The sequence below is a fragment of the Paenibacillus sp. FSL R10-2796 genome (assembly GCF_037965315.1).
In the GTDB taxonomy this organism is placed as follows: Bacteria; Bacillota; Bacilli; order Paenibacillales; family Paenibacillaceae; genus Paenibacillus_AQ; species Paenibacillus_AQ odorifer.
The window spans coordinates 6,890,902-6,912,939 of record NZ_CP150178.1; the positions used below are offsets into that span (position 1 = coordinate 6,890,902).

16 protein-coding genes are annotated in these 22,038 nt (G+C 45.7%); 3 read left to right on the plus strand and 13 right to left on the minus strand.

Annotation, left to right across the window (positions count from 1 at the left end; translation table 11 throughout):
• Nucleotides 1–560 precede the first annotated feature (560 nt).
• Nucleotides 561–1,253, minus strand: a complete 693-nt coding sequence (locus tag NST58_RS30795) for a molecular chaperone TorD family protein (RefSeq protein WP_076123947.1) — start codon at nt 1,251–1,253, stop codon at nt 561–563.
• A gap of 416 nt (nt 1,254–1,669) precedes the next feature.
• Between NST58_RS30795 and moaA the strand changes: the two genes are divergently transcribed.
• Nucleotides 1,670–2,671 (plus strand): GTP 3',8-cyclase MoaA, encoded by a 1,002-nt coding sequence (moaA, locus tag NST58_RS30800; RefSeq protein ID WP_076192346.1) that lies wholly within the window; start codon nt 1,670–1,672, stop codon nt 2,669–2,671.
• A gap of 262 nt (nt 2,672–2,933) precedes the next feature.
• On the opposite strand, the gene NST58_RS30805 is transcribed toward moaA, so the two are convergent.
• Genes NST58_RS30805 through NST58_RS30815 form a run of 3 tightly spaced genes read right to left on the minus strand, consistent with a single transcriptional unit; the run spans nt 2,934 to nt 6,446 of the window.
• Nucleotides 2,934–3,986 (minus strand): HAMP domain-containing sensor histidine kinase, encoded by a 1,053-nt coding sequence (locus NST58_RS30805; protein WP_076192343.1) that lies wholly within the window; start codon nt 3,984–3,986, stop codon nt 2,934–2,936.
• The gene (locus tag NST58_RS30810; protein WP_036681932.1) at nt 3,983–4,660 is read right to left on the minus strand and encodes a response regulator transcription factor; all 678 of its coding nucleotides are present in this window, start codon (nt 4,658–4,660) and stop codon (nt 3,983–3,985) included. Before NST58_RS30810 ends, NST58_RS30805 begins: the two co-directional genes overlap by 4 nt.
• A complete protein-coding gene (locus NST58_RS30815; RefSeq protein WP_339245314.1) occupies nt 4,590–6,446 on the minus strand; it encodes an ABC transporter ATP-binding protein in 1,857 nt (618 codons plus the stop codon). Before NST58_RS30815 ends, NST58_RS30810 begins: the two co-directional genes overlap by 71 nt.
• 362 nt (nt 6,447–6,808) lie before the next feature.
• Here NST58_RS30815 and NST58_RS30820 point away from each other — a divergent pair, with 362 nt between their 5' ends.
• Nucleotides 6,809–8,044 carry an MFS transporter gene (locus NST58_RS30820; protein WP_305953522.1) on the plus strand — a complete coding sequence of 412 codons (1,236 nt, stop codon included), beginning with the start codon at nt 6,809–6,811 and terminating at the stop codon, nt 8,042–8,044.
• A gap of 85 nt (nt 8,045–8,129) precedes the next feature.
• On the opposite strand, the gene NST58_RS30825 is transcribed toward NST58_RS30820, so the two are convergent.
• A complete protein-coding gene (locus tag NST58_RS30825) occupies nt 8,130–9,836 on the minus strand; it encodes a glutamine--tRNA ligase/YqeY domain fusion protein (protein ID WP_038574952.1) in 1,707 nt (568 codons plus the stop codon).
• A 230-nt stretch (nt 9,837–10,066) separates the two neighbouring features.
• On the opposite strand from NST58_RS30825, the gene NST58_RS30830 reads away from it, so the two are divergent.
• The gene (locus tag NST58_RS30830) at nt 10,067–10,615 is read left to right on the plus strand and encodes a GNAT family protein (RefSeq protein ID WP_036681941.1); all 549 of its coding nucleotides are present in this window, start codon (nt 10,067–10,069) and stop codon (nt 10,613–10,615) included.
• A gap of 94 nt (nt 10,616–10,709) precedes the next feature.
• On the opposite strand, the gene NST58_RS30835 is transcribed toward NST58_RS30830, so the two are convergent.
• From NST58_RS30835 to NST58_RS30870, 8 genes are all read right to left on the minus strand, one after another.
• Complete coding sequence (locus NST58_RS30835; RefSeq protein WP_081387844.1) at nt 10,710–11,354, minus strand: MOSC domain-containing protein; 645 nt, start codon at nt 11,352–11,354, stop codon at nt 10,710–10,712.
• A complete protein-coding gene (locus NST58_RS30840; RefSeq protein WP_038573668.1) occupies nt 11,335–11,865 on the minus strand; it encodes a GNAT family N-acetyltransferase in 531 nt (176 codons plus the stop codon). The genes NST58_RS30835 and NST58_RS30840 overlap by 20 nt, the downstream gene beginning before the upstream one ends.
• Before the next feature lie 68 nt (nt 11,866–11,933).
• Nucleotides 11,934–13,154 (minus strand): MFS transporter, encoded by a 1,221-nt coding sequence (locus NST58_RS30845; protein ID WP_076192335.1) that lies wholly within the window; start codon nt 13,152–13,154, stop codon nt 11,934–11,936.
• A 460-nt stretch (nt 13,155–13,614) separates the two neighbouring features.
• Nucleotides 13,615–14,442: a formate/nitrite transporter family protein gene (locus NST58_RS30850; protein ID WP_036681949.1), complete on the minus strand. Its 828-nt coding sequence runs from the start codon at nt 14,440–14,442 to the stop codon at nt 13,615–13,617.
• Between the two features lie 2,352 nt (nt 14,443–16,794).
• Nucleotides 16,795–18,159, minus strand: a complete 1,365-nt coding sequence (locus tag NST58_RS30855; RefSeq protein WP_339245317.1) for an FAD-dependent oxidoreductase — start codon at nt 18,157–18,159, stop codon at nt 16,795–16,797.
• Nucleotides 18,160–18,494: 335 nt separating this feature from the next.
• A complete protein-coding gene (locus tag NST58_RS30860; RefSeq protein WP_339188800.1) occupies nt 18,495–20,129 on the minus strand; it encodes a formate--tetrahydrofolate ligase in 1,635 nt (544 codons plus the stop codon).
• Between the two features lie 248 nt (nt 20,130–20,377).
• Entirely contained in the window at nt 20,378–20,854 is a 477-nt protein-coding gene (locus NST58_RS30865) for a glutathione peroxidase (RefSeq protein ID WP_036681956.1), read from the minus strand.
• A gap of 141 nt (nt 20,855–20,995) precedes the next feature.
• Nucleotides 20,996–21,862, minus strand: a complete 867-nt coding sequence (locus NST58_RS30870; protein WP_076179201.1) for a M15 family metallopeptidase — start codon at nt 21,860–21,862, stop codon at nt 20,996–20,998.
• Nucleotides 21,863–22,038 lie beyond the last annotated feature (176 nt).

Genomic DNA, 22,038 nt, shown 5'->3' on the forward strand with positions numbered 1-22,038 from the left:
TGGGCTATGAACGGTGGACGAAGTACCGTGAACGTTTGCGATGTGCGGTATACAGCGGGTGATCTGCGTGGGTCGTTTGGACGGCGTACATTTGTGTTTACTGCGTTCTGTGTTTGGGCGATGTGCGGAGTGGATATCAAACTAATTAGGGAAAAAATCCCTGAAAAAAGCCAATATTCGCTCTAAATGAACGAAATTAGGGAATTCCTCCCTGATAATAAGGGGGATTTCTTTAATTACCGCCGAATCAGCTATATTTTAGGGAGGTTTTCCCTAATTATTAGTCTAATGACCAGAAACTCTAGAATTTCAGGGAGAAATTGCCCAATTATTCTATCGGCGCTTGAGTTAGGCAACAATAAGGCGCTTCGGTTGGTACTTCAATTACTACTTCAGTTGGTGCTTCAGCCTCTACTTCTATCGGAGTTTAATTAGATCATCACTAGGATGCTTCCCACGGTACTTCTATTTGTGCTTCTACAGAGCTTCTATTAAAGCTTCATATCTACTTGACCAGCACGCAAAAGCCCGACCTATCAATTAGGCCGGGCTTTCTAATATTAAATGCTTGTAGCTGCACTGCTCTCCAATGAAGCTCTCCAGGAACGAAGCATTTGCAGATCAAGTGGCAGAAATTCCTCAAGCATATGTGAGAGGCCTAGATATAGCGGACTATCCGTTGCTGCATTCAGTTTCTGACAGAACTGCGGTGTCCATTGCAGTAGATGCTTTTCCAAAAAGGACTCCTGAATATCAAGCAGCTCCATAGCACTTCTTATTGAAAAGCTATTGTAAAGCATACGCTCATGCATGACTGCCATAAATTCGAGCTCAATAGCAATATGATCATCGGCTTCACCATTACACTTATTGAATACAATTCCAGCGGAGGTGTACACATCCGCAAGCACGTTACAGAAATCCTCCGAGCGTCCTAAAATCGCTGCTTCGCGCAATTTAAAAGAACTAACGGACTGTTCTTGCATAAGCCGTTTATATTCTTTGCTCTCTTTCTCGCATATCATTGGCAGCTTGTTCGGTTCCTGACTCAAATAGCGCTTCAGCTCCCGACCGCCTTCCGTCATCTCAGCCGCTACACTCATCTGGCGATTGCGGCTCCATTGAGCCACTAGAGAGAGTGATGGTTTTCTACCCAAAAAATCCACTAAAAGCTGATATATTAATCCCCGACTTTCCAACCAACGGCTAAAAGCCTCCGGAACGGTGAGCGATGGAACAGTATGTGTACTCATTTTGCAAATCCTCCTCAATGGTTTCCCGGTCACTCTCCGTCACATTACCGACGTGCGGTTTCCGGTATCCTATCTGTTTTCGCAAAAGTGAACGTTAAAACTAATCCGCACCTAGATTATATCGGATATTAAAAGCGCTTTCCGTGAGCATTCTATGTCTAAAAACTTTATTTGTCGTACTTTTGTCACACTTTCCGTTGTTCAATATGCGTTATCTTCTTATCTAGTTTGTCCAGTTTTATGTAATGAAACCCTGTCGTCCAGAACTTTGCTCATTGACGTGAATCCAAGCGATCTTTAAAATTCTAAACAAGTATAAACAACTTTGCGTTCTGTCCTATTAGGGACGTTATGCGTGTATACGAGAAAGTATAAGAGCAATTTATCAGCCAGATTTAAAGGAAGGGAGCAACGCCATGGAGCCGCTGACGGACCCTTTTGGACGTTTACACGATTACATCCGCATTTCGGTTACCGACCGCTGCAACCTGCGTTGCATCTATTGTATGCCAGCGGAAGGGATGCAATTCCAACCGCAGGACGAGATTCTGAGTTACGAGGAAATTACCGCAGTCGTTAAGTCGCTAGCCCCTCTTGGATTACGTAAAGTACGACTAACTGGTGGAGAACCTCTTGTCCGCAAAGATCTGGAAAAGCTTGTTGCTATGATATCTGCGATCCCAGGTATAGAAGATATTTCGCTGACTACAAATGGTTTAATGCTTCCAGCCAAAGCAGCACAGCTAAAAGAAGCCGGTCTGTCACGGGTAAACATCAGCCTAGACTCCTTACGGCAGGATCGATTTTCTATGATTACTCGTGGCGGCGAAGTCGCCAAGGTATTAAAGGGGATCGAGGCCGCACAAGCCGCCGGACTTCAACCGATAAAGCTTAACGTTGTATTGATGAAAGGAATTAATGACGACGAAATCAAAGACTTCATCTCCCTTACGCTGGAGAGTCCTCTAAATGTACGCTTTATAGAATACATGCCGATTGGCAGTGCTACTGATGCTTGGCGCCAAACTTATCTGCCTCTGGAAAGGGTTGTAGAAGCTTGTACTGAGGCTGGTTGGGAAACGGAAGCGGCAGAAATGCCCTCCGGGAATGGCCCTTCCCAGAATCGGCGGGTTGTCGGAGCCCTTGGTACATTCGGCCTGATTCATCCGGTGAGCGAGCACTTCTGCGATAATTGCAACCGCCTGAGACTTACCGCAGATGGGCACATCAAAGCTTGCCTGTATTGGGCAGATGAATACAATGTCCGTCCTTTAATAAGCGATCCTGCTGCTGTGCAGGCCTTATTCCGGAAAGCGCTGGGCAACAAACCCCATAATCATGAAATGGCCTTAGCTCTGGAGAAAAAAGCACAGAGCCACACGCCGACAGCTCGGCGCATGTCTCAAATTGGTGGATAAACGTTCATCCCGGTATTATAGTTCCTCTTTTGATTGCATAAATACAAAAACGCCGCTTTCCCACTGAACAATCTGGGAAAGCGGCGTTGTGCTTAAAGCTTAGCGATGAGCTATTCAATCACTATTAGAGAGATAGAGCTTCGAGCAGCTTAGAAATAGTCGCCGCCGCCTCGGCTCTTGTAGCCTTTTTCTCAGGACGGAAGGTATTGTCTTCGAATCCACCCAGAATACCGGCTTCAGCTGTTTTTCACATACAGCAAGTTTATTTCATTCGTACTGGCAAGCTCACCTTGAACGCTGTCCCATCCCCCGGGCGACTATTTGCAGTTACCTTACCTTCATGCAGCTCAACGATTTTTTTAACCAATGACAGACCTAGTCCACTACCGCCACCACTTGCGGTTCTAGCTTTATCTGCCTTATAGAAACGCTCGAAGATCCGAGGCAGATCTTCCTCCGAGATGCCAATCCCGCTATCTTGAATCTCCACCTCTACCTGCTCATCGACCATGCGAAGGCTAATATGGATGCAACCGTTCTGCGGAGTAAACTTGATACTGTTATGCAGCAGATTAGTCCAAACCTGACTCATTAAATCTTTTACAGCAGATACATTCACTTCTTCCAGTTCAGCCTCTACCTCTATTTTTTTCTCCAACCACTGTGGTTCAGAAGCCAGAATCGTATCTCTAAGCTGCTTATCCAGGCGGTAAATCTGATTTTCAAACGGAAAATTGCCCGATTCAAGCGCGGACAGCTTCAATAAATTATCACTAAGCCCAGATACACGGGTACTCTCAGCCACTATAATATTAAGGTAGTGCCTCCTGCTCTTCACACTCAGAGTTTCATCCTGCAGTGCAAGAGCAAACCCCCGAATAGAGGTTAGCGGAGATTGAATTTCATGCGATACATTAGAGATAAAATCCTGACGCATGGTCTCCATCTGGCTCAGTTCGCTGGCCATTACGTTGATACTCTCTACAATCTCACCGAAATCACCGTAGTCCTTAGTATTATCCAGTACCACATTGAAATCGCCCTTAGCAATCCGCCCTAAACCTTCGATAATCGATTTATAAAAAACACGTTCCCAGCCCCGGAATAACTTGGAGGTTACCAATGCCATCAAAAACAAAATCACAATTCCGACCATCACGCCGATTAACTGGGTCAAATACTCCGAAGAGGGGCGTCCAACCCTGCCATATATCCAGTTCATCAAGAAATAAGCTGCACTCCAGCTAATCCCAACACCACCGAAGTAAATAAAAGTCATCCCAATCCGCTTAAGAAGCTCCTTAAACCGGTTCATGCCTCTGCCTCCAGCCGATAGCCTAATCCGCGGATGGTACGAATAACAAACCCGTATTTATCAGGAGCGAACCGTTCGCGTAAACGGTTGATATGCACATCGAGCGTCCGCTCATTCCCTTCAAAATCATAACCCCATATCTCTTCGATTAGCCTGTCTCTAGTCAATGTCTGCCCCGGATAGCTGCCCAGCTTAAATAACAGTTCAAATTCCTTAAGCGGCAAGGTGACTTCTCCATACTCTGAGGATACCTCGTAGGTTTTACGATTCATTCGCAGCCGGCCAATCCCCACACTTTGTGCAGCAGAGATTTGGTAGCGTTTGAGCAGCGCCTTTACTCGCGCAATAAGCACCACTGGCTCAAAGGGTTTGACGAGATAGTCATCACTTCCCAGCTCAAAGCCCTTCACAATTTGTGAGGTCTCTCCCTTAGCCGTCAGCATCAATATCGGAAAATCATAGGTTTGGCGCATCTTCCGGCACAGCTCCCAGCCATCCAAATTGGGCATCATCACATCAATAATGGCTAAGTCTATGTTATGGCTCTCCAGAATCTGAAGAGCCTCCAATCCATCAGAAGCTCCATAGATGTCATCCATCCCCTCAGCTCTCAGAAATACTTCTACCAATTCGCGGATGTGCGGATCGTCGTCCGCTACTAGTATTTTTGTCATGTATCACTGGAGCCTCCTCTTCATTGTCTTGAATCTCAAGGTTATTCATCTGCAGCTGCTGGGTGGCAAATTCACGATATAGCTCATGGTTTTCCAGCAGTTCTTCATGTCTTCCCATCCCGGTAATCTGGCCCTTTTCCATAAAAATAATCTGCTCAGCATTTACAACAGTAGCCAAACGGTGCGCAATTACAATCGTAGTCCGGCCCTTCATCAAATTGGACAGTGCCTTCTGCACTACGGCCTCTGATTGGCTATCCAGACTGGAGGTCGCCTCATCAAGCATAAGAATCTTTGGATTCCGCAGCAGCGCTCTAGCAATAGCAATCCGTTGCCGCTGTCCACCCGAGAGCTTCACACCTCTCTCACCGACATCCGTATTATATCCTTCAGGAAGCTCATCGATAAAGCCATCTGCATAAGCCATTGCTGCTGCTGCGCGCATCTCCTCCATGCTAACGTCTCGATCCAATCCATAGGTTAAATTCTCAGCAATCGTACCTGCCAACAATGGGCTTTCCTGTGAGACGTACCCGATCAGTTTCCGCCATGAGCGTAATGAGAAGGTTGACACTGGTTTATCGCCTAGCTTAACCATACCTTTCTGAGGCTCATAGAATCGTTCGAGCAGTGAAAATAATGTAGTCTTGCCTCCCCCGCTCGGTCCAACAATAGCCGTCACCTGACCCGGAAGCATCCGGAAGCTTACATCGGTTAGCACATTCTCACCATTTTTATATCCAAAGCTTAGATCTTCTACCGAGATAGGACCCTCTGCACCGTTCGCCTCTTCCTGGCCCTCATATACCTCCTCTTCTGCTGCCAGGGTTTCAATAATGCGCTCTGATGCCCCTTTAGCTTTCTGAATCTGTGTAAAGAACGTGGTCAATTGAGTAAGCGGCATAATAATCTGAATAAGATACAGGATAAAGGCTACCAGCTCTCCAGCTGTCAAAGCCCCGGAAGATACCTGCATTCCGCCATAACCGATAATGACCACAAGTAACATCATAAAGACAAAAGAGACCAGTGGGCTGATCATAGCGCTGATTTTGCCTTCACGAATACCAAAGGAGAGCAGGTTCATAATTCCGGTTTTGCCTGCTTCGTACTCTTTTTTCTCTGCACCCGAGGATTTCACCAGACGGATCTCTGACAATACACCACTAAGTGTGGCGGTAAAAGAAGCTGTTTCGTCCTGCATGCCTTTGGAGATTTTGTACATCTGCCGTCCAAGTGGCACCAAAATCAACGCAGATAGTGGAAGAACGGTGAACAGAACAAGGGTCATCTTCCAGTTTAAAAATAACAGCACAGCAATGGAGCCCACAATGGAAATCACTCCGGTAAATAAGCTGGCCAGATGTTCAGAGATCAGCGTTTTGATGATCCCTGTATCATTCGTCATCCGGCTGACGCTTTCTCCTGTCCGATTATCATTGTAATAAGCTACTGGCAACACTAAAAATTTACGCCATAACCGGTCACGAAGACCTGCAACCATCTTCTGGCCTACATAATTCAGGAGATAGATAGAGATTCCCCCGGCGATCGTCTGCGCGATAAAAGCACCCGCTATGCCTGCAATTTGCAGCTTGCTGACAGAAGCCAAAGAAAAGCCATCCACCAGATTTTTGGTAAACATTGGGATCACCAGACTAACCAATGTCGAGATCATGCTTAGTGCAATGGCTATTGCCAATAAGCCGTATGAAGGCTTGGTTTCTTTTAATAATGTGAGGAATGGCTTCAGCGCCGTTTTCCCCTTAGCTTCGGATTTTTTCATGCAAAAACTCCCCTTTTCTTGGTGAATCTGCGAGAAGAATGTATCTTCTCTGTTTCGCTTAACCCCATCCTAGCCCTGAATTGTAAACTGAAGTTAAACCCATTGATTCTCTTTTATACAAACGTAGATAGGGTAATCCTCAGGCATATTCCTAGTAAGGAAGAGCAAACTCCTAACATTTCTGCCACCCGTAAACTTGTTATATGCGTTTTTTGTCACTTAGCGGATCAAATTTAAATAAACGTTAAAAAAATGTAAAAAAGTAAAAAAGGAAGTTTGTATCCCTTTTCAACACGTGTTACAGTGATAGAAGGGCCTAATATTGGTCAGTATATCCATGCAAGACATCTAGTGGGAAAGGAGTGACGCATTTGCGGAAAGGCGTTAACTATCCATCTTCTTTCACGTCTTTAAAATGGTTCAATTTTTTTGTATACGGAACCATGGTCCTCTTCTCCAGCTTCTTTCAACTATACCTGCTGGATGTAGGGATGAACAAATTAGAGATCGGTGCCGTATTTTCTATGGGTGCGCTAGTATCCATCTTTGCAAATCCATTCTGGGCAATCTGGACTGACCGATACCAGAATATCCGGAGAATCGTTTTGCTTATGTTAATCGGAACGTTAGTGTTATCCCAGCTTATGTTTCGGGCAAATACATATGAGATGATCTACATCTCCATTCTTTTGTTCTATTTCTTCCAAGGACCGTTATTTGCTCAGAGCAATACGATGATTCTCAGCTATATTGACGGAACTAACTATCGCTTCCGTTCTTTTCGGCTTTGGGGTTCATTGGGGTGGGCACTAATTGCAATTGCCGCCGGATTGGTCCTTGATTGGGCTGGTGTATCTATCTTGTCCTATCTGTTTGCAGGCTTACTATGTGCATCAATGTTATCCATTCTTGCATTACCGAAACTTAACCATACCATTGGCATGGCTCCTATGCCGTATAGAGGCTTCAGCAAACTAATTTATAATCCCTTTTTCTTGTGTTTCATATTGTTTGGTATCCTAGTTTCCATACCGAACACCATGAACACTACATTCATGTCTTTGTATATTACGGACCTAGGCGGCTCCAAGGGAATGATTGGTCTCGCAGTATTCCTCTCCTCTATTTTGGAAGTGGGTGTATTTGTTCTCTGCGACCGATTCCTTAAACGTAAAATATCTGTTCTGCTCGGCTGGCTTGCGCTGGTTAGCGCTTTATTCGTACTACGATGGTGGTTCATGGCGGACGCGACTACAGCCCTCCAAGTAGTGCTCATTCAAATTTTACACTGCATAACATTTGGTGGTTTCTTCTATGTAGGCACTCAACTGACCATGCTTCTTATTCCAAGACCTTACCGTGCTTCAGGACAAGCGCTCTACACACTGACTTGGAGCGGTATAGCCGGTATTGTTGGAGGAGTTCTCGGAGGGTGGATGTATCAAAATCTAGGGGCACAGAGCATGTATCAAGCGGGTGTCTTCTTGACACTGTTTGGAACGCTAGGCTTTACTTTCATGTGGCTCTTTGTAAACCGTGGAGGCTACCGGCCCCCTACAGAGGATGAGGAAGAACTCTCTCACATCGAAATATTATAAGCGAAAATATAAAAAACAGGCTCAAACGTACCTAAACGGGACGTTTGAGCCTGTTTTATTATAAAGAACCTGAACGAATCAAGTGTTAGCCTTGTTTTGGAGGCTGAAATGAACTCTTCAGTGAAACGATAAGATTGAATACGAGATGCCCAGGCGCCGAATATTTGCTATCTACATTAAAATAGCCATGACGGAAGAACTGGAATTTATCCTGAGCCACACTGTCCTTAAGCGCGGGTTCCACAAAACCTTGTAAGATTTCAATGGATTTAGGATTAAGCTGATCCAAGAAGCTAGGCTCCGCTTTCTCTACCGTGGAATCCAGACCTTCAACTTCTGCAGCTTCATCTACTTCTTCAGCAGAAATCAGTGGCTCGTATAAACGGAATTCTGCAGGCACAGCTTGACTAGCTTCTACCCAGTGCAGAGTACCTTTTACCTTACGGCCTGTAAATCCACTGCCACTCTTTGTTTCCGGATCATACGTACAATGCAGTTCAACAACCTCGCCATTCTCATCTTTAATGACTTCATTACATTTGATGAAATAAGCATGCTTCAGGCGTACTTCATTGCCGGGGAACAAGCGGAAATATTTATTGGGCGGATTCTCCATAAAGTCGTCGCGCTCAACATAAATCTCACGAGAGAACGGAATTTGGCGTACACCCATTTCTTCATTCTCTGTATTATTCTCCGCTTCAAGCCATTCTGTTTGGCCTTCCGGATAATTGGTGATAACAACCTTAAGCGGACGAAGTATAGCCATGGTGCGAGGCACAGTTAACTTAAGGTCTTCCCGGATAAAGTGCTCCAGCATTTGCAGGTCCACTAGACCCTGACTCTTGGAGATCCCTGCTTCGTACACGAATTTACGAATCGCTTCCGGCGTATATCCTCTGCGGCGCAGGCCGGAGATCGTTGGCATCCGCGGATCGTCCCAGCCATCCACATGTTTTTCGTCTACCAGCAGCTTCAGCTTACGTTTACTAGTCATGGTTTGAGCGAGATTCAGACGGCCGAATTCATATTGATGCGGAACAGAAGGCATCTCACATTCCGCTACGACCCAATCATAAAATGGGCGTTGATCTTCAAACTCAAGCGAACAAAGGGAGTGAGTTACTCCTTCAATAGCGTCCTCAAGTGGATGAGCGAACGTGTACATCGGGTAGATGCACCATTTATCCCCTGTATTATGGTGATGCGCATGAGTAATCCGATAGATGACAGGATCACGCAGATTAATATTTGGTGATGCCATATCGATCTTGGCACGAAGAACCTTCTCACCATCTTTGAATTCCCCTGCCCGCATACGGCGGAACAGATCCAAATTCTCTTCGATACTGCGCTCACGATGTGGACTGTTCTGTCCTGGCTCTGTCAGCGTTCCCCGCAATTGGCGAATTTCATCCGCGCTGAGGTCATCTACATAAGCTTTGCCTTTAGTAATTAATAATTCGGCACGTTTGTACATTTCTTCAAAATAATCCGATGCAAAACGCAGCTCTTCCCATTCATAGCCCAGCCACTTTACATCTTCCTGAATGGAGTTCACATATTCCGTATCTTCTTTGGCAGGATTCGTGTCGTCAAATCTTAGGTTAGTCTTGCCACCGAACTCGTCCGCCAGTGTAAAGTTAATCCAAATCGCCTTGGCATGTCCGATATGTAAGTAACCGTTCGGCTCCGGCGGAAAGCGTGTGACAACTTCTTTTACTTTACCCGTACGGAGGTCTTCGGTAATAACATTTTTAATAAAATTGGAGGGGGTAGTACGGTTCTCCACAGCTATCAACCTTTCGTTCTGTAGTGTTACACTACTTCTTGTATAAACATGTTTCCTACTAATATACCCGTTAACTGTAGATTGTTCAATAAAAGGGGGCACATGGCCTGGATCAATTTTTAGCATCTTTAGACCTTTTGACTTCTCTGCGGGCGATAGAGTAGCATGATAATCATAAGAAAAAATCCATAATCATACATAAGGCCTTGTGCCGAAAAGGAGGCAACTGCTTGTTTAATTATGTCATCGACGAAGAGCTTATCTTAAAGCCACTCATGCCTGAGCATGCTAGGCACATATTCGCGTTAGTGGAGCGCTCGCGGGAACGACTTAGGCAATGGCTTCCTTGGGTTGATGCCGTTACGGAACAGGATCACACCCTTAATTTCATTAAAAATGCTATAAAACAAGGCACCGACAATGGCGCCTTCACTGCTGGACTTTGGGTCCGCGGCGAGCTCGCTGGCGTCATTGGGTATCACCAGATTGACTGGCATAACCGTTCCGTAGGGATTGGTTATTGGCTTGGTGATGGATATGAAGGCAAAGGTTATATGACCAGTGCCTGCCGAGTTCTAGTAGACTACGCCCTGCTGGAAATGGAGCTGCAGCGGGTAGAAATTCGCTGCGCAACCGCCAACGTAACTAGCCGGGCAATTCCTGAACGGCTTGGTTTTGTGCTCGAAGGTGTGATCAGACAGGCAGAAAAGCTGCCCGATGGCTACGTGAATCACGCCGTATATGGTTTATTACGTAGTGAGTGGCAGCTGCTCGGCTAAGTTACTTAAGCAAAGCAAAGTTAAACAAACACGCAAGCAGAAATAAACCTGGCTGGCATACGCCCCCAGGTTTATTTTATTGAGCAGACCAAGATTAGATCTCTGGCATACCCAGCTGTTTTCGAAACTTGTTCCGTACTACGGCTGAGAGGGCTTCCAGCTCCACAAGCTCTGCCAGAGCAGCCTCCTCTTGCAGCCCAACCTGCATTAAATGCAGTACATGCGCCACGGAAGCATGGCTGTCTCCGTTTTCTTTTTTGACAATTGCATCGCCGGTTGAAATCATTCCTTCACGAAGTACACGCAAGTAAAATCCGCTATACCTTGTATCCAGAACTTGAGCCGGAAGATCTGCGGGTCCATGCTTTTGTGAGATTTTGAAGCAAGGATATCTTGGCTGGCTAACCTGAAGCAGAGTGGTGCCTATTTCATATACATCGCCAATACACACCTCTATCTCCAGCAGACCCGTTGTGGTGATATTTTCTCCGAAAGCCGAGTACTCCAGTTTCTTTCCCAGCTGCTGTTCCCAATAAGGATAGTGCTCAATGGGATAGGCGCACACCGCCTTGTCAGGACCTCCATGATGTTTAAGATCTGCCTGACCATCTCCAACAAATCCATTGATATGAAGCTGAACTGATCCTTCTACAGGCGTTTTATAAATTCCGGTCTCCAAAGGTTTTCCCCGATAATCCACCGTCACCGGCCGACCGACATTAAGCGAGACGATCTCCATATCCATTTCCTCCTGTCAGCATGCAGCTCATAAATATCTCATCCACATAACGGCCGCCAAGATAAAACTCCTCCCGCAGACGTCCCTCTTCCACAAAACCGCATTTCCGATAAAAAGAAATCGCTGATTCATTACAGGATAATACACGCAGGCGAAGCTTACGAATAGCATGCGCCGCAGCATGTTCCTTAATGGCTTCCATGAGCTGCCGGCCAATGCCTAAACGTTGATAGTTCGGATGAACAGCAATATTAACCTCGCACACATGCCGGTTGCTCTCCATTCTACTAGGGCAGCCAAACCCGACATATCCACATAGCTTGTCATCTTGCAGCGCTACGAGCTGAGAGCCCGGGGGAGCATTCAGTAAGAAATCTTCTTGTGAGCGCCACAACATAGGTCCCGGGCTAGTGTCCTCTGTCCAAATTAGATGGTCCAGATCAATCAGTTCTCGCACGTCTTTAATCTCTGAGGGTCTAATAGTTAACCTTGCCTTGTTGATTTGTTTCATAAGATGTACACCCCTTGCCTTGCACCTCTATAGAATTCACAGCAGATGTTGGAATCCACTGTGTATAGTTATCTTACGGACCGCTCTAACGAATGGCCTTTACGATTGACTAAAGCATGGATGACGAAAAATCCTACAGACAGCAGCGCCATCGCACAGGCCAGCCAGGCTGTCGGTGCCAAACCACCGCTATCATACAGTCTGCCCATGAAGTAAGGGCCAATGACTCTCCCGACTGCACCTATCCCTCCGCTTAGTCCCAAATAAAATGGTGCGCTGCGCCCCGCATGATCCGAGATAAAGGATGGCATCGCTGGAGAAATCAGCATTTCTCCCAGTGTAGCAAGCACCATTCCGAGCACTAAGCCAGGATAATTAGGCATCCACAAAAGAAACGCATAGCCACCCAAATAAAACAGGGCACTTGCAGTCATTTGCGCCGTTGAGGTAGACGCGAACCAGCGCTTAATCATTGTTACCAATGGCTGAGCTGCAAAAATCAAAATACCGTTCAGTGTCCAGAGAAAACCATAAGTTTTCTTAGGCCAGCCCTCTGAAATAATGAACGGAGATACCCCTGTATTCCAGATAGAGTTACCGAGAAGCAGGAACAAAGAACCGATCCCCATATAAAGATAAATACGAGTATGCCCCATTAGCTTCCACGTGGATTGTTTCTCTGGTTCATTCTTCTGATGCCCCATTACCTCATGCGCAGGTTCTCCACCGATTTTCTTCAGATATATAAAAAAGAAACCCGCAAATACCGCCGAAGTTACACCATTCATTACAAAGCTTAGCATATAGGAAATATCGGCCAAAAAACCACTTAATGCCGTCCCCAGTGCTACACCAATATTATTGGCGACATAAATAACATTAAACAGCTCACCACGTTGCTTCGTGAAACGAAAGCCGATAAATGCCTGAATGGCAGGTAATGATAAGGAATTAAATAATCCTACCAGTCCCATTGCTACCATAAATAACGTCCAGTTGTTACTAGCTGCCGGCAAGGTGAACAGTGCCAAAGCATTCATGGCGAGCGCTCCGACAATCAGCCGGTTAACGCCTACCTTATGATAGAGTGAGCCCCCGAGTAGTTGACCCACGATCCCACCAACCGATTGAATAAGAATCACCAGTCCAGCATCTGACATGCTGCGTCCAAGCTCATCAAATACATACATCGTAACGAGCGGCCACATCAGCGCACTACCTGTTGCGTTAATTAGGCTGGCAATTAGAAATATTTTCACTTCTTTTGGATATGCCTGTAAAAACTTCATAAGTAGTGTACATCCCCTGTTATATATGTGTCATTAATTCATCCAGTATCATCCCAAAACAGGGCTATGAGCAAGCATACACATTGACGTTTTATCGTGATAAAGTATACATGAAATCTAGAGGATAAGACGCACATATCGCATGAAATATCCCGTCTCCCTTGGGGTTCACGTCCGCAGTCCTCCCTAGTTCTAATATCTATTCTTATTTTAAAGCCGTGGCTGTCGTCCGTAAAGCAAACTAAACAAGAAGAAACTGATTCGCTTTTAGAAAGACGGGGTAATAGAGCCTAGAAACACTCCCCCTTCAAAATTCGCCGTGATCCGATTTCGTTCCCCCGAGCGCGGATATATCACGGCGGATTTTTTTGTGTCTACATAACAAAAAGCACCCCTAAAACATTAACGCCACCAATAAGGCAGACCTTGAATGTTCTATGGAGTGCTCTATAAGACGAGCTTAAGCGTGTTTTTTGACACTGCTGCCGGACATGCTATCTACGGATTGAATAGCCGTAGGTGCTTTACGCAAGTATGCCATCCAATAGGCAGCTGCGACAAATATTGCTCCACCCGTTAGATTGCCGAGCCAGACGGGAACAAAGTTAGTGAAGTATTGCCCCCATGAATAATAACCTTCAAAAATAGCTGCTGGAATTAGGAACATGTTAGCTACAACGTGCTGGAATCCTATCGCAACAAAGGCCATCGTCGGGAACCAAATACCAAGGATTTTGCCGCTGAAGTTATCTGCTCCATAGGAGAGCCATACGGCCAGCGCAACGAGCCAGTTACAGCCGATACCCGAAACAAATGCCGGAAAGAATTCTGCATCGATTTTATGACCAGCCATATCCACCAATTTTTCTAAATACACACCCTCTGAAGTTAAACCCACCACATGACCGAAGAAATAAGCTACAAATAATGCCCCTGCCAGATTACTAATCGTAATGAGCAAAAGATTCTTCACAACTTCCCAGAAAGAAATCTTCTTAGCCATAAAAGCGAGCGGCACGGCCATCATATTCCCTGTCAGCAGTTCTCCACCTGCAAGGAGTACCATGATCAGCCCAACGGGGAAGACTGCGGCTCCGATAAAGTTAGCAATGGAACCCCATTCCTGTGGTGCGCCAGCAATGACGCGAATATCTAATAAAAACCCGAGCGCAATAAACGCTCCTCCCAAAAAGCCCAGAATAAGTACGGTACTTAGCGGATTATGAGCTTTTTTTATGCCGTTCTCTACAGTTACTTCGGCAATTTGCTGCGGTTTGCTATAAGCCATGGTTCCTATCCCCTTCATCTATTTACTTCAAATTTGTTCCTTTATGACCATTGTAGCGTGTCGTAAAACACATTAACGTGATAATTATCACTTTGAGAAAACTAAGTGAAAGTTTTCACTGACATGTCAAATTTACTGCGACCTGTGCACAAATAGAAGTTTGCGACTGGCCTACTAAGCCAGCATATCTTGTTTCGTTGGATTACATTTGAGCGTACGCAGCAGCTATCGGACACCGTTGACCCTATATGCAGCTATATCTCACTGGAGCTATACCTAACTGGAGTCATACCTCACTATCGTCATACTTCACTATCGGCATTCTATCGGACTCGGATGACTCTAATCTTAGCTTTTGAGCATATTTGGCCCACACCCGGACATCGGACTCAGATAACCTTATTTGTAACTTTCGAGCACATTTGACTCGCTATCGGACCCCATAGTCGCTATTAGCACCAAAAACACACTAGTTGTACCTCGTTCTATGTAATAGCTGCACTGGAGTCCGAAATCACGCTCAAACGGCGATTAATTGCTAAATAGCGGCTTCTGAGTCCGGATAATTCTGAGGTGGGCGGTTTCTCAGCATGATCGGACTCAGTTGACCCTATTTGTAGCTTTCGAGCACATTTGGCTTGCTATCGGACCCCATAGTCGCTATTGGCACCAAAAACACACTAGTTTTAACTCGTTCTATGTAATAGCTGCACTGGAGTCCGAAACCACGCTCAAACGGCGATTATTTGCTAATTAGCGGCTTCTGAGTCCGAAAGCTTCTGCGGGGGGCGATGTCTCAGCACGATCGGACCCAGTTGACCCTAATCGTAACTTTCGAGCACAATTGGCTCGCTATCGGACCCCATAGTCGCTATTAGCACCAAAAACACACTAGTTGTACCTCGTTCTATGTAATAGCTGCACTGGAGTCCGAAATCACGCTCAAACGGCGATTAATTGCTAAATAGCGGCTTCTGAGTCCGGAAAATTCTGAGGTGGGCGGTTTCTCAGCATGATCGGACTCAGTTGACCCTATTCGTAGCTTTCGAGCACATTTGGCTTGCTATCGGACCCCATAGTCGCTATTGGCACCAAAAACACACTAGTTTTAACTCGTTCTATGTAATAGCTGCACTGGAGTCCGAAATCACGCTCAAACGGCGATTATTTGCTAAATAGCGGCTTCTGAGTCCGGAAAATTCTGAGGTGGGCGGTTTCTCAGCATGATCGGACTCAGTTGACCCTAATCGCAACTTTCGAGCACATTTGGCTTGTCATCGGACCCCATGGTCGCTATTAGCACGAAAAACACACTAGTTGTACCTCATTCTATGTAATAGCTGCACTGGAGTCCGAAATCACGCTCAAACGGCGATTATTTGCTATATAGCGGCTTCTGAGTCCGATAAATTCTGCGGAGGGCGGTGACTCAGCACGATCGGACTCAGTTGACCCTATTCGTAACTTTTGAGTACATTTGGCTTGCCATCGGACCCCATAGTCGCTATTGGCACCAAAAACACACTAGTTGTACCTCGTTCTATGTAATAGCTGCATTGGAGTCCGAAACCACGCTCAAACGGCGATTATTTGCTAATTAGCGCCTTCTGAGTCCGAAAGCTTCTGCGGAGGGCGATAACTCAGCACGATCGGACTCAGTTGACCTTATACGTAGCTTTTGAGCACATTTGGCTCGCTATCGGACCCTATAGTCGCTATTGGCACGAAAAACACACTAGTTGTCCCCCATTCTATGCAATAGCTGCATTGGAGTCCGAAACCACGCTCAAAAGGTGATTAATTGCTAAATAGCGCCTTCTGAGTCCGAAAGCTTCTGCGGAGGGCGATGACTCAGCACGATCGGACTCAGATGACCTTATACAGAGCTTTTGAGCAAATTTGGCTCGCTATCGGACCCCATGGTCGCTATTAGCACGAAAAACACACTAGTTGTAACTCATTCTATGTAATAGCTGCATTGGAGTCCGAAACCACGCTCAAACGGCGATTATTTGCTAATTAGCGGCTTCTGAGTCCGAAAGCTTCTGCGGAGGGCGATGACTCAGCACGATCGGACTCAGTTGACCTTATACAGAGCTCCTGAGTCCGGAAGCTTCTGCAGAAGGCGATGACTCAGCACGATCGGACACAGTTGACCCTAGTCGTAACTTTCGAGCACATTTGGCTTGCTACCATCACCGAAGCCATTGGATTGCACCTACCCATGCAGCTAATCATTCTGCACCTAACAAAAAAAAGCAGTGATCCTCCCGTAACAGGAGGATCACTGCTTCTCTAGCTTTACAAGGCTGTCTTATTCTTCGATAAATCACTCAGGAACAACGTCCCTTTTTAAACCGTTACAGCCTCTTTGCTTGGTACTGTTGTCGGCAGCGCTTGAAGACCTACTGTATTCAGGAAGTTCCAAGGTTTGTTGTAATGCGGTTGGAAGAAGAAATCGATAAAGGCTAGTTGGTTGATTGTCATATGATTTTGAATACATACAGACACTGTGTTAATCGATTGCGTCAGATCCATCTTGGACATAATTTGAGCCCCGAGAATACGGCGTGTGGCGCGATCAAACACTACTTTTAACTGAACCTGCTCAAAGGTGGGCATAAATTCTGGACGGTAGTTATCAATAATCATGGCGGTTTCTACGTCCATTCCTTCAGCCTTAGCTCCTTCTTCAGTAAGCCCTGTTGCAGCGATATTGTCTTCATAAATCTTAATGCCCGAAGTTCCTTGTGTACCCATATAAGGAATGGTCTCTGTTACCAAGTTGCGCGCAACTAAGGTTCCCATCCGTACGGCATTGGTTGCCAGTGGGATATAGGCGTGTTTGCCTGTAGGGTTGTAATGAATCGCACAGCTGTCGCCAGCGGCATATACATCCGGGCAGCTAGTCTGCATATAGTTATTGACTACAATGGCACCATTAGGCAGCATATCGACTTGACCTTTTAAGAGTTCAGTATTAGGACGGAAACCAATGCAGAGAATGACCAGATCTGTCTCATGCTCACCTTTGCTTGTAATAACCTTTGTTACCTTACCGTCTTTGCCTGCAAAAGAGCTAACCTTCTCATTCAGTGCCAATTTAATCCCATGATCCTGAAAAGATTGTTCGATCGGTGCAGTAAATTCCTGGTCCAGATATTTACTCAGAATGCGATCTTCACCATCAATTAGCGTAACTTGCTTGCCATTCATTTGAAAAGCTTCCACCAGTTCAACGCCGATATATCCAGCACCGACGACGGTGATTTTATTCGCTTGTTTAGCTTTTTCTATAATAGTGTTGGAATGATCATAGTTCTTGGAAAGTAAAATCCCCTCGAGTTCAAATCCTTCAAGCTTCGGCACAATCGGCCATGAACCTGTAGTCATAATCAGCTTATCGTAGGTGTCAGCGAACTCGTGACCTGTCTCCAGATTGCGTACACGCAATGTTTTGGACTTCGTATCCACTGCAGTTACTTCATGACGCATATTGGTCTTTACGCCAAGCTCTGCAAGCTTTTCTGGTGAAGAATAGAATAGCCCCTCTGGGTCTTTAACCACTCCACCTACATACAAGGCAATCCCACAGGATAAGAAGGAAATATTATCATTACGCTCATATACAGTAATCTCGGCATCCGGGTAAAGCTGAGCAGTATTCACAATTGCGGCGGTTCCGGCATGGGTACATCCAATGACAGCTACTTTCATTATTTCTTCCTCCTTCAAATGGACAATCGGGTTATATATTTGACTTGCATGACCGATCAATGATGGAATCTGATCAACAATGGGTTAGTTGTGATTTATTTCACTTTATAAACTGATTATATTGTGATATTTATCACATTACAAGTCTTTTTTACCTATATCCTCATATTGTTCACAATTTTAAGTTTTTTTCCGCCACTGCTGCCGAATGCGACTCCGTTAGCTTTGCCACGTGGGAGGTACATTATGATCCGTATTTGCAGGAATCCAAAGGAAGCATAAAAAAAGGCCTCCCCTCTAATACCAACAAGGAGAAGCCTTTTATTAAAACACTTTTACACCAAACCGTGAATCTCTCCGTCCTCATCCATCCATAGTCCCTCAGCGGCTGGCTTAGCTGGCAGACCTGGCATCGTAACGATGTTGCCTGTAATAACTACCGCAAAACCTGCACCAAGCGAAAGGGTAATATCTCGGACACCAATCGTAAAGCCTTCCGGTGCTCCGAGGAGTCTAGGCTGGTCGGAGAAGGAATAAGGCGTCTTCGCCAAACATACTTGAAGATCATTTAGCCCAAGCCGCTCGATAACCGCCAGACTCCGCTTAGCCGCCGGAGAAAAGTTCACTTCTGCCCCGCGGTAGATCTCACGGACAATTTTGTTGATTTTGGATGAAATGTCGAGATCCTTCTCATACAGAGGAGCAAACTGGCTCGGGCCACTATTGTCCAAGAGCTTGTTCAGTTCAGAAGCCAATTCCTGTCCACCTGCACTACCTTCCGCCCATACTTTTGAGATCGCAGCTGGCACGTTTAAATTGCGGCAGGCCTCCAATACATCATTAATCTCGCCCTCACTGTCCCCTTCAAAATGATTTATGGCAACTAAAACAGGGACTCCAAATTTACCGAGATTCTCTACATGACGTTCTAAGTTCACCAATCCCGCGCGAAGCGCCGTCCGATTCTCGGTTAGAAGCTCACCTTTAGGCACACCACCGTTATATTTTAAGGACTTAACAGTTACGACAAGAACAGCAGCAGAAGGGTTTAACCCGGCCTGTTGGCATTTGATATCCATGAATTTCTCTGCACCAAGATCCGCTCCGAAGCCTGCTTCGGTGACCACAACATCTCCCAGCTTAAGGGCATAACGAGTGCCAATAACACTGCTGCAGCCATGAGCGATATTCGCAAACGGCCCCCCGTGTACAATAACAGGCGTACCTTCCAGAGTCTGTACCAAGTTTGGCTTAACTGCTTCCTTAAGCAGCGCTGTCATCGCTTCAACGGCCCCGATTTGCTCGGCTGTTACCGGTTGTCCCTCTTGGTCATATCCAATCAGAATACGGTTTAAACGCTTCTTGAGATCAATAAGGTTATCGCATAAGCATAACACAGCCATAATCTCAGAAGCCGTTGTAATCTGAAAGCCACTTTCCCGTACCGCTCCATTTCCGTCCCCGAGCCCAGTCACAATACTGCGCAGGCTGCGGTCGTTCATATCCATGACACGTTTCCAAACGATACGCTGCGGATCCAGTCTCAGCTCATTGCCTTGGAAGATATGATTGTCAATCATTGCGGACAATAAATTATGCGCAGAAGTTACCGCATGAATGTCACCGGTAAAGTGCAAATTAATCTCATCAGCCGGAACAATCTGCGACTTCCCGCCGCCTGTTGCACCGCCCTTCATCCCTAAGCAAGGTCCAAGCGAGGGCTCACGTAAAGCAGCCACGGTCTTCACTCCTGCTGCATTCATTGCCTGCGCCAACCCGATGGTTGTTAAGGTCTTACCCTCGCCAGCAGGGGTCGGATTCACCGCAGTGACCAGAACCAGCTTGCCATCTGGCTTGTTTTTCATATCCTCCCATAAGGAAGGTGAGAGTTTGCTTTTATATTTGCCGTATAGTTCCAGATGCTGCTCGTCGATTCCTGCTTGTGCTGCTACCTCTGTAATTAACTTCATGCTTGTATAAAACCCTCCTGCCGTTATTATCCTGCTGTACTCCGCTTTTTTATGCATGTTCGCACAGTTGCTATATTCTCTTCAAAGGATACATCGTCTTTTTAAAGCGTCAAGTATAATTTATCACAATAAAAATTCAAGACAATCTCCATTAATCCTTTAAAAAAAGAAAATCCCCGCGAGCATCGGTCGAAACCGAGTCGAGGGGATACTTGGAGGATCACTCTGCAACTGACCCCATAATGGATCTACAGTAGTGACTCAATATGTTGTTTCATCGTTTCCGGCGATTCTTTGGGCTCCACACGAGCCACTACATTGCCGCTGCGATCAATTAGAAATTTCGTGAAATTCCAGCTAATGTCGCTGCTGTCCCCAGCACCAGGCTGCTGCTCCTTCAAATAATTGAAAAGCGGGCTGGCATCCGGTCCATTAACATCAACTTTGGCGAATACCGGAAAGGTAACTCCATAATTAATCTGACAGAATTCCTCAGCCTCTTCACTCGTACCTGGCTCTTGGCCCGCAAACTGGTTGCAGGGGAATCCTAATACTACAAGTCCTTGATCGCTATACTGTTCGTATAGTTTCTGAAGATCTCCATACTGTGGCGTAAGTCCGCACTTACTAGCCGTATTAGCAATCAGCAGCACCTTACCTTCATACTCCGCAAACGGCACTTCTTTACCCGAAGGTGTAACGCCGGCAAAATTGTAGATCGACATCTTTATTCCCCTTCTTTCCTTTTACTTAGACTACACTACGTATCTTACCCGAACTGTAAGGGAATGCAACTTCTGAACTCTTTTTATAGCCATAGAAAAAGCAGCCCTACAAATTTCATAGGACTGCTCTCTGCGTCTGTGTTATTTCGATACCGGAATTGCGTCATAATATTCTTCCAACGTAATATCCTTCTCATTGATATAGGCAGCAATGTCCTTACCTACATAACGGATATGCCAAGGCTCGTACTTATATCCGGTAATGTCTTGCTTACCTTCAGGATATCTGATGATAAAACCATATTCCCCTACATGCTTGGCCAACCACTCGGCTTCCTTCGTCCCACCAAAACAGCTCTCAGCGGCACACTTGCCATCACTTCCCGAGACATCAATAGCCAGCCCGGTCTGATGCTCGCTATAGCCAGGGACTGCACTGTAAGTACGGGCTTTTTCTTCCCCGTCTCTCTCCACATAACGGTTATACAAAGTCGTCTGGGTTGCCTGTGAGCGGTAGGCAGAAACGCCTGCTAAATAAATTCCGTCTTCCTCTGCACCTGCGAACATCTTCTCCAAGGCTTTAGCGGCTTCGCTGCGCATCATACGCTTTTCGATTTTCTCTTTGAAGGTAAACCGGACATCAGGATAGACAAGATCCGTTGGTTTATAATTATCAGGCAAACCATACTGCTTATTTACCATCACTGTAATACTATCAGGCTCTGCAGATATAGGATCTGGAACACTACCTGCATTATCACCGCCTGATTCAGGCGGACTAGAGGGTTCTGATGGATCTGGTGTATCCGATGGATCAGCTACTGCCGGGTCTGTAATCCCCCCTCCATCACTTTCCCCCGTCTCCCCAGGCTCACCTTGAAGATTATCCCCCACATTTATATTTGAACCGTTACTCTCCGAAGCAGAAGGAGACGTGTACTTTCCTATTCCCCAACCGACAGCAATAACGACAATTAACAAGATTATAATTTTAAATTTTTTTGACATCTGTAAGTTCTTCCTCCTCGAAGCCGAACATTCTATTTATCTATTAGACAGGCTTTCCTTCATAAATGTTTCACTAAGAACCTATTTTTAATATAAAAATCAATATGTTCCACGCTATAAAATAAAGGTTACCATAGGTCATTAGCTTCAGCGCTAACTACCCTATGGTAACAAGT